We start from the raw sequence: 8,961 nt of genomic DNA, 5'->3' as shown, positions 1-8,961 counted from the left end.
CACGCGATCACCAGCAAGCTTCCTCGCTGTCCGTGTTGCTGGGAGATCAGGTTAAATTTATGACACAGTGAGACTAGGAGCCCGTCGGAGTTAAGGTGAAGCGCGACGCAAAACGAGACCAACGATCCGGTTCGCGCCGCTTTGCGGTTTCACCTACGGCCGTAGCGGCAATGTGAAAGGTTTATGAAACAAATGTAGGCGACGATCGGGCCATTGAAGTCTGTAACGAGGTACCCTGGTCGTCTTATGCGCGCCGAAGTACGTTCATCCGCTTGATGTTCCATGCGAGCGCGACCAGCGACCATTCCGCCGTGACGTTAGTCAACCCGCGCAGCGAGAACTGCCGAAAGCCCATTACGTGATTCCATCTGCAAAACCACCGCCTCCCTTGTGGGAGAAGGACATGGCGAATTTTGTTACCGTTGAGAACTCGCAGAAATTAAAATAATGGCTGCGTGAACCTGAGAGAAATCGAGCCAGTGAGACGCGATGACTGACGACTTTTTCCGAGCCCGGCTGGACCAGATGATCGACCTTCGGCACCCGCTGGCGGCGCTGGCGGGTCGGATGCCGTGGGCGCAGATCGAAGCTGCCTTGGCACCGGCGTTTGCCCGGAGAAATCGGCAAGGCGAGGTGGTATGCGGCAGCGATCTGTTTGGCACCACGCTGGAAATGGCTGGTGCAGGAGTCAGTGCAGCGGGACGACCTCGGTTGCCAATTCGCCTGATGGCCGCCTTGCTCTACCTCAAGCACGCCTTCAACCTGAGCGATGAGGAACTGGTGGAGCGGTGGTCTGAGAACGTCGTATGGCAATACTTCAGCGGTGAGGAATACTACACGCCCCGGTTTCCCTGTGACCCCACCCAGATTGGCCGATTTCGTGCAGCGATCGGCGAAGCTGGCGTGGAAGAGCTTCTCAAGGCCACCCTAGACACGGCGATAGAAACCAAGGCGGTGCGCCCGACGGAATTCGAGCGGATCATAGTCGATACCACAGTCCAAGAGAAAGCCATCGCTCATCCAGTTGATAGCCGCCTGCTGGAGATCGCCCGCGCCAAAGTCGTGCAGGCAGCAAAGCGCGTCGGAATCAGCTTGAAGCAGACCTTTGTCAAGGAAGGCAAAGAGCTGCGCCGCAAGGCGGGCGGCTATGCTCATGCCAAACAATTCAAGCGCCTGCGCCGTGCAGTCAAGCGACAACGTACGATCCTTGGCGTCGTCCTGCGTGAAGTGAAACGCAAGCTGGCGACTGCGAGCAGCGAATCTCCCGGTACGCTCGTCCATCTGAACACCTTGCTCGAACGCGCCGAGCGCATCCGGACGCAACAACCGAAAGACAAGGACAAGCTCTATGCGCTGCATGCGCCAGAAGTCGAGTGCATCGCAAAAGGTAAAGCCAGGAAACCTTATGAGTTCGGGGTCAAGGCCAGCATTGCTGTGACCCACCAGAGCGGACTGATGGTAGGCGCGCGCACTTTCCCCGGCAATCCTTACGACGGACACATTCTCTCAGCCCAACTGGAACAGACCCGGATTCTGCTCGAGGATGCCGGCAAAATTCCGAAACTGGTCGTCGTCGACCTCGGGTTCCGAGGCGTTGATCACGACAACCCGGAGGTCCAGATCATTCATCGCGGCAAGCACAAGTCACTGACCAAGCAACAACGACGGTGGCTCAAGCGTCGCCAGGCAGTGGAGCCGGCGATCGGTCACCTCAAGTCGGACCATCGGATGGATCGTTGCTGGTTACAAGGTCAATTGGGCGACGCCTTGCATACGGTGCTCTGTGCCGCCGGATACAACCTGCGCTGGCTGTTGCGGGCAATGGTCCGACTGGGTCTGAAGGCCCCTTATTTAGGTCCGTTGCTTCTGACGCTGTGGGCTTTATTTCTGGACGAAAAAAACCTGCACGAATGCGCCAAAAGTTTACCCGCGTGTTCCGAGTGTTGGTGAATTTTGCAGGGGCGACTAGCTAGAATTTACCATATGCTTTGTCACTTTGTCGTTCGGGCCAAAAAAACCGGTTGGGCACTTGCTTGCGCGGAGATTTGGCCGGCCATCTGCCGGCAAAAATCTGATTACCCAGGCGAGTGAAATTAGATGATTTTCAAGGTGCCAGATGAAATCCGTAAATGATTTAAATCACTCTTTCGACTGCTTATGCTCCAACGTGGATGAGAATATTACAAAATCTCCGCTTTCGGACGCCTTAAGTTCGTCAGTGAAATTTGATAGGGATCGTTTCGGTGAAATCAAACAAATGCCGAAGGGCAGTCGTCCAGATCCCAAAAAATATCTTAGCGAAGTCGATTTTTCTAATCATCGTAAATCGTTCAAGAACGGCGCGAGCTTTCTTGTGCCTAACCCGCTTGCCAAAAAGTATTTCCCCTCGGTTGATTCTTTGGTGGGGCGCCCAGATGGGCAATTTGCGATAGCCGCAGACGATATGACGAGACTTATTTTCGAAACTGGCGGTGATATTGGAAAGATTGAAAAGAAATTGGGAATTCCAGTAGGTAGCTGGAAGGGTACTATATTGGTTTTTACTACCAAGAGTGTCGTCGAACCAAAAATCCCATCGGGCAATGAATCCGGTACAAATGAGGAGTGGATTCCAGGAGGCCTTCTGCCCGGTGGCGTGCGCGAGGCTGTTATACCGCAGGTGCGGCGTAGTGACATGTCCGAGAATTCCCTAGTTAGCCATTGCATGAATCTCAAGGACCTAGGGGGGACTCCAATAAATGTCCGTGCAGCCCACACGAGTCAGGCGACAAGGAATTTAGACGGGTTTTTTGAAAATAAAAAAGGTGATGTAAATCCGAAAACTCTGGCATCTCGAAAGAAAGAAGCGGCTCCAGAATTTTCACAGAAGGAATCGGCGTCGATTAAACCGGGATCATGCAGTATTTTTTGAGATGCCGAGTAAATCTGGCGTGGTTCAGATCCCGCTCTTTTGTGCATTAGGGGTGGTTAGGAAGTTCGGCTCAGACTGCGCGTCAGCATGTAAATCGATGGCAAATGATCAAGATACATAATTTTGCGGAACGAAGTACAAGGGGTGGTGATGCCTTCGTTGCGTTGTGCGCCCAGCATGACCTCAGTCTTGTGGGTGCGAGTCCCACCATGAGTTGACCATGGCGAATGAAGTGAAGCACATCTGCGGGAGGGGGATCCTGTCGTCTGGTAATCGCTTTGGCTACTAGCCCGTCATACATCAAAGATAGTGCGCGGGCGCATGTTCGCGCACTCGTCAGTGGAGACGGCTTCGTGCCAGTGATTCAAGCTTTGCAGGCACGCTTCCTTCATCGGCAGCGCCTTCAATACCATCGGCCTGTTACTCGCTCACCCGCATCGGGGGATCGAGTATAGCGGTTGATCGACATGGTCAACGAGGCATAATGTCCAGTTGATACATTGATTCCTTATTTTGTACGGTTTACTCACACGTCAGCAATATAGCTGACAGATTGATGCCTACAAAATGATCGAACAAGGCACGGATCGCGGCTAATTTGTGACAGCTGCTCGTGAATTTTTGAGCCCAGCTTTTCACCTTTTTGAAGTGGGCGCCGCACGACACCGGTGCGCTTGATGTGACTCCACACCAGTTCATCTGGATCAGGTCCGGTGCGTAACTGGGCAGGAAATGCAAAGTCAACTTGCCCTGCGTATTGGCGACATAGTCCTTAACAACGGCTTTCTTATGTGCCGGCAATCCGTCGACGATCAGATGAACCGCTCTTTTCCGATTGAACATAAGCTTCTTGAGCAGTTCCAGTCTCTTAGCAAAGTAAGCGGATGGCGACGTCTACGCCATCCAGCGGGTTGGCTTCTTGCAACAGCGGGCGACTTTTCGCAGCTACGAGGTGGCGGGAACTCAATGCAGTTTGCCTCAAGGCGTCAGAAAGCGACCGAGACCGATCGTCGAATTCGAAGCGCTAATGACCGACGTCGAGGGGGACCCGTCCGTGAAGGTCGTACTGTTCCAGTCGGCGAATCCCGATTTTTTCGTCGCTCACCAGGGGGCAATCAAGCATTGCGTTCATCCCAATCAGGTAGCGCACCGTGTCTGTTTGGACTTTAGAACGCGCGGAATAAACGGTCGAGCGCAGCACTGATCCGATCTCTCTCGGTTTTGAGTGTACCAATTGCGCGTCCCAGCTCAGCCGTTCTGTACGCGGCAAGGAATGGAGTCTCCAGCACGAACTGCTCCCCATCAATTTCGATCAGCGGCGACAGATCCTGAGCAACTTTGCTGGGCAGGTGCTCACTACACGAGTCAGCGGAATGACGACACGCGAAATCAAATCTCCCAGATGATCGCTTTGGACATCGAGTAGATAAGGTGAGTTGGCTTTTGATCTAGCCGACGGATTGCTATAAAGATCGAAGCGGGCCATCAAAACATCCGATGCTCTTCGAGAGGCAGGCCGTCGCGCTCGATGCGGGCGTTCATCTCAGCGATGAAATCCGCGTTCGTTTCCGCCCACGCGCGAGTCTCTGCCGCTTGAACTTCTTCTCGCAGGCCGCGCTCGCTCGCACGCGAAATATTGATGTTGAGCTCTTTCGCGCGTGCCAATAGGTCGGCCGGCAACGAAACATTGATCGGCTTGCGGGTTGTGGTGCCGCTTTTGTGAACCTGACTGGCTGACGGACGCTCCGGCTGAACAACGAAGGCATAAACCATGAACATCTCCTATGCGCATATGTCATGCAGATACTATCACATCCGGCAGCAGACGCTGCGCAGCAGACGCTTTGTACACGCGGCGCGTGGCAACGCCGCGTCCTATTGAAGCCGACTGACGCGAGGGGGAAGCTCATCAGGTTTTCAGGGTAATCTGCAGCGATCCTTTGGAAGTTCCGCGCCTTCAGTCACGAGTGCATCGCCAACCTGCAGCTGCCTCGCCCTACAAGCTTACCTAAGATGTGGGGATTTGTTCTTTATTTTTTCTACCGTCTCAGGAGGCAATAGCTTAAAAATTTCATCGCGCTCGGAACTATTTTTTCCATAAAATATATACTGCGAAAACTCTCGCCACCCATATTCCAACCCCGACTCAAATGCGCCGGTGAGAGCTGTTTGGTTTAGTGATTTCATAATTTCAGTCGAATGCACGTACCTTGCTCTGTTTAAATCAGACAAATGTTTCCGTATGTCTCCAAAGCGCATCTCATTTAAAACGAGCGCGCTGCTTTTCGGTTCCATTTTTTTAAAATCACTAAAGTCTATTGCAAGCTCTGAAAATTCCTTTGGATTCGTTTTTGCCATCTCATTGACAACGGAAGTCTGACCGGATTCAAGCAGAGCACGAATCATATAGTTGCGAATCCGAGATTTGTGTTTACCACCTTCAAAGCATTTAAGTAGTTTGGGCAGGTCTTTTACTTCTGTTTCTACCAAATTCTCACGAAAAAATTTGAGCAATGCATCAGCATCCTTCTGTTTAATTGGACGTCCGAAATACAACTCATCTTCGGAAGTCATCGATTTCATTAAGTATTCCGCTTTGAAGGAGATTACATCTGATTTCTGAATCGCCTCCAAGCCAGCGTTATTAAGGGATCTGGAGAGGCGTTTATTTTTAACGTCCGGCAGCACGTCCTTCTCATCATTGGAAAGAAACGATAATGTGTATTGCAATAGATTTCGATTTAGACCTAGGAGTCGGCCGGTAGTCTCTCTGGGGATGATGCTTTCTTTGTTGGCTTCAAGGCTTGCAGTAACGGCCGCTCGATCGGCTTCGAGCGGCAACTTAATGCTCTGCTGCAACACCCTGTCGAAAGCGGTCTTCCGAAACGTCCGAGGGAGCAAGCGGATCGAAGAAGCGAGGGGAAACAGCGGTGTCGTTCCCCAAATGTAAGCAGGCACGTCGCGGGTCTGATCCAACACGAGCTTGAATGCGGACGTTCGGTCGGCTTCTTGAAGCTGATTGATATTATATGCAAGGTTGGACAACGGCACCCGACGGAACTTGGGCGGCAGCTTGTTGGTTCGCTCCAGCACGCTCTCGAAAGCGCTTCTCACATCGGCGGAGCGAAGGCTGGAAACAGAAGCTGTAAGTTTGTCCAGCAGATGCGAGCAGTCGTCGAACGACAGTTCGTGGGTCTGCGCCAGTAGTCTGTTGAAAGCGAGCGTCCGGTCGGCCCCTTCGGGAAGACAGCAAATACGGGTTGCAAGGATGCGCAGTAGCGTCGGGCGCGCTTCGAGGGGGAGCTCAAGGCTCTGCGCCAATATGCTGTTGAAAGCGCAGCTCCGATCGGCTTCGGGAAGCAAGCCAATATCAATTGCAATGCGCTTCAGCGGAACATGACGATCGGAGGAGTGCAGCTCGCTGATCTGCTCGAGTGCGTTGTTGAAAAAGATCGTCCGATCGGCTTTGGGAAGATCGTCGATAATGCAAAAATCTGCCTGTTGGAGTGGCATTCTCTTTTTTATTAGCTTGGCGGTGTTGAAATCCAATTGATCAAAAATTTTTTTGCGATCCAATGGCGCCGAGATGGATAACACACGCGCTGCAAATTCAATGTCCTCTCGAAATAAAGCGAGAAGCCTTTTGCTGATTAACGGCACAACGTTCCGCAGTGACTCTTCAGACATTCCATTAACTATCTTTACGATGCGTGAGTTGTATGCATCGTTTAGAACGAGTGCGGTGGTTTCGGGCAACATTTTTTCATAAGCTTTAGGATCGGCAATGAGAAGTGAAAAATTCTTGGGATTCTCTTTGGCAAACTCCTCGATAAGCGGGGCTGCGCCAGATTCAAGTAGGAAGCGGACATTTTTGGTGGTGGTGATCAAGTCGTCGTCAAAAAATTTACGCAGCGCTTCATTCTTTTCTTTGGGCGACGCTGTTTTAATAAATTCCATCAAGGCTTTTGCTTTAATCTCGATCGGATTCGAACCCCCTTGAACTTTATTAAGCGGTGTGGCGAGAAATTTAGGCTGTGTGGAGTTATTTTCCGCCCCAGAAATATCCGCTGCATACCGCTCTAGGTTCATGTGTTTTAAACCCTCGAATGCGCCACCACTTTGTTCTTTTTGTGAGTTCGATTTTTTTGTCAACGGCTGATTGCTACTATTATTAATAATGCCGCCATCGGGCGTCGATGAAAATGAAACATTAATTTCTTTCATTGCCAAGGTCCTCGTGTTCAACGTTCATAAAAAATGCTTGAAATTTCGATGCGTGGTGATGCAACTTGACCTTACCCGCGAAAAACGTAACCGTACTAAAAGGGTGTGGTAAAACTTGAGTAACGGAGGATAGAGCAATGGGTAACCTGACCAAGTTGCGGAAAACTGGCGCGGGTATTTTAAGATGGTTGAGAGACCAGTGAGTATGATGGGGCATGAAGAAAACTCGCACATGTCGATGACGGTTTTAATCGCGCGATATGACCGACGCCGCGTTGTGACGACGTTTGCGCGGACGCGCGACTACGTCGTACTGCAGACATTCAGTCGAATTTTCAACGAGCACTATCGCTCAAAGCATTTCATTACACACAAGTCACAGCTGACGGCGGCAGACGTTGCCGAAGTAATGCGGCAGTAGGCAACGGGGTCGAACATCCAATGCGGCACCTCCAACAAGGCCGCCGTGTAGAACGGCTCTCGCGCACAGCGCAGCACTGACTCGGCGTTCTTCCTTTGTATCGTGGTGAAAATCCATACCGTGTGCCCGCCGTACCACGGGTGCCAACGATACAGAACTTCCCTTGACTCGGTGATATGGACGTTGTCTTGACGGCTTGTACAATCATTCGCGCTTGCACTCGACGTCGGGCTAGGTCAGCCCGAAGCAATTCGAGCAGAACTGGAACGCCGCCCAAAACCAACGGATGGCATAATCTGCGCTCAGTTAGGAATCCGGAATTCGGGGGCAAGGTCAGAGCGTCCACCGGAATCGTTGCCCGGCTACGATCTACTGGACGATTGCCGAGCTCAACGCGCAACTGATTGATGCACAAGCCGACATTGACGCTGCAAGGCGCGTAGAGGCGCTGGCGAGCCTGCGTTATCGCGTAGGCGCCGACGATCTGTCGAACCTGACTAGCGCGACGGACAATGACAAGCAATGTCGCGAAATACGAGGAATTGCTGCAGCAGCGAGAGTCTCAGCATAAGGTGCTTGTAATGCTGCTCAACGAAGAAGTGCCGACAATGGTGATCGTCCGCTATGTGCTGCCGCAGAATGGCTTACCAGACGCAGGCTGTGAGAATCCGCAAGCTGATCATCGAACGGATGCCGGATCAGCTGGCGTTGCCGTTCTACCCTGTGGACCCGCGAATCGGTGGCGCAGCTCATCGAACGGGAGTATGGCATCAAGGTGTCTGCGTGGACGGTCGGTCGATACCTGAATGCGTGGGGAATGAGTGCCCAGAAGCCGGTACGGCGAGCCTACGAGAGAAACGATGCGAGCATCGCGCGCTGGCTGAACGAAGACTATCCGCAGATCGCGAAAGAGGCGAAGCGGGAGAAGGCGACGATGTACTGGGGTGACGAAATGGGGTTGCGTAGTTCCGCAACCTGTTCAAGGAAAAGCACGTTCGGTATGCCGCATAGGCAACTACGCAACTATTTGATGCTCTCGTCAGTAATCGCGCAACTGCTTGAGCACCTTGAAGCCGCGCTCGATATCCGCAAGCGACTTGTAACGGGTCACGACCTCCTCGGCGGTCAGATCCTTTGTATTGGTCACGAGCAGCAGCTTGCCCCGGATTCCAACCTGCCAATGAAGCACTGCCACCGATGGGATCGACTCACTGACCGCGCGAAAGTGGCGCGAGCGAGCGTAGCATCTAAGAGTTTATCCGTAAATTATGTTAACGCTCAGCGGCACCTTGCGGAAGGCGATGATGGCAGCGGCAAGATGGTTTAGAGCGACGAAACTGCGTTCGAGTTTTTCGTATCGGACCAACAGTTTGCGAAAGCGGTTGAACCAGCTGTGACAGACTTC

The 8,961-nt window shown here is 52.3% G+C and carries 9 protein-coding genes and 2 pseudogenes; 3 read left to right on the top strand and 8 right to left on the bottom strand.

All coding sequences use genetic code 11. The features are described 5' to 3' along the window. Positions 1-244 precede the first annotated feature (244 nt). Positions 245-436: a transposase gene (locus AWB78_RS49625; RefSeq protein WP_332460147.1), complete on the bottom strand. Its 192-nt coding sequence runs from the start codon at positions 434-436 to the stop codon at positions 245-247. Between the two features lie 53 nt (positions 437-489). On the opposite strand from AWB78_RS49625, the gene AWB78_RS40350 reads away from it, so the two are divergent. Both AWB78_RS40350 and AWB78_RS47215 read left to right on the top strand, forming a co-directional pair. Beyond that, positions 490-1,950, top strand: a complete 1,461-nt coding sequence (locus AWB78_RS40350) for an IS5 family transposase (RefSeq protein WP_232478085.1) — start codon at positions 490-492, stop codon at positions 1,948-1,950. 166 nt (positions 1,951-2,116) lie between these two features. Continuing rightward, complete coding sequence (locus AWB78_RS47215; protein WP_157697816.1) at positions 2,117-2,911, top strand: hypothetical protein; 795 nt, start codon at positions 2,117-2,119, stop codon at positions 2,909-2,911. A 526-nt stretch (positions 2,912-3,437) separates the two neighbouring features. Here the strand turns inward: AWB78_RS47215 and AWB78_RS40345 are convergent. The 5 genes and pseudogenes from AWB78_RS40345 to AWB78_RS40335 form a co-directional block, all read right to left on the bottom strand. Then, positions 3,438-3,775, bottom strand: a pseudogene (locus AWB78_RS40345) (transposase); the annotation flags it as partial. Positions 3,776-4,077: 302 nt separating this feature from the next. Next, a complete protein-coding gene (locus AWB78_RS50005; RefSeq protein ID WP_096031930.1) occupies positions 4,078-4,260 on the bottom strand; it encodes a CcdB family protein in 183 nt (60 codons plus the stop codon). Further along, entirely contained in the window at positions 4,224-4,397 is a 174-nt protein-coding gene (locus AWB78_RS50000; protein WP_096031929.1) for a CcdB family protein, read from the bottom strand. Before AWB78_RS50000 ends, AWB78_RS50005 begins: the two co-directional genes overlap by 37 nt. Next, positions 4,397-4,684 carry a type II toxin-antitoxin system CcdA family antitoxin gene (locus AWB78_RS40340; RefSeq protein WP_232478084.1) on the bottom strand — a complete coding sequence of 96 codons (288 nt, stop codon included), beginning with the start codon at positions 4,682-4,684 and terminating at the stop codon, positions 4,397-4,399. The genes AWB78_RS50000 and AWB78_RS40340 overlap by 1 nt, the downstream gene beginning before the upstream one ends. Positions 4,685-4,915: 231 nt before the next feature. Beyond that, positions 4,916-7,135, bottom strand: a complete 2,220-nt coding sequence (locus AWB78_RS40335; protein WP_157697815.1) for a hypothetical protein — start codon at positions 7,133-7,135, stop codon at positions 4,916-4,918. A gap of 1,160 nt (positions 7,136-8,295) precedes the next feature. On the opposite strand from AWB78_RS40335, the pseudogene AWB78_RS49620 reads away from it, so the two are divergent. After that, positions 8,296-8,385 (top strand): annotated as a pseudogene (locus tag AWB78_RS49620) (winged helix-turn-helix domain-containing protein); the annotation flags it as partial. A 210-nt stretch (positions 8,386-8,595) separates the two neighbouring features. Here AWB78_RS49620 and AWB78_RS48960 read toward each other — a convergent pair. Continuing rightward, positions 8,596-8,751 carry a hypothetical protein gene (locus tag AWB78_RS48960; RefSeq protein WP_157697814.1) on the bottom strand — a complete coding sequence of 52 codons (156 nt, stop codon included), beginning with the start codon at positions 8,749-8,751 and terminating at the stop codon, positions 8,596-8,598. A gap of 60 nt (positions 8,752-8,811) precedes the next feature. After that, positions 8,812-8,961, bottom strand: a 150-nt coding sequence (locus AWB78_RS44610) for a transposase (protein WP_157697761.1), incomplete at its 5' end; no start/stop codon positions are given.

The organism is Caballeronia calidae (genome assembly GCF_900044055.2).
GTDB lineage: Bacteria > Pseudomonadota > Gammaproteobacteria > Burkholderiales > Burkholderiaceae > Caballeronia > Caballeronia calidae.
Note: the sequence above shows the minus strand (reverse complement) of the source record. Positions and strands in the feature narration are given on the sequence as shown.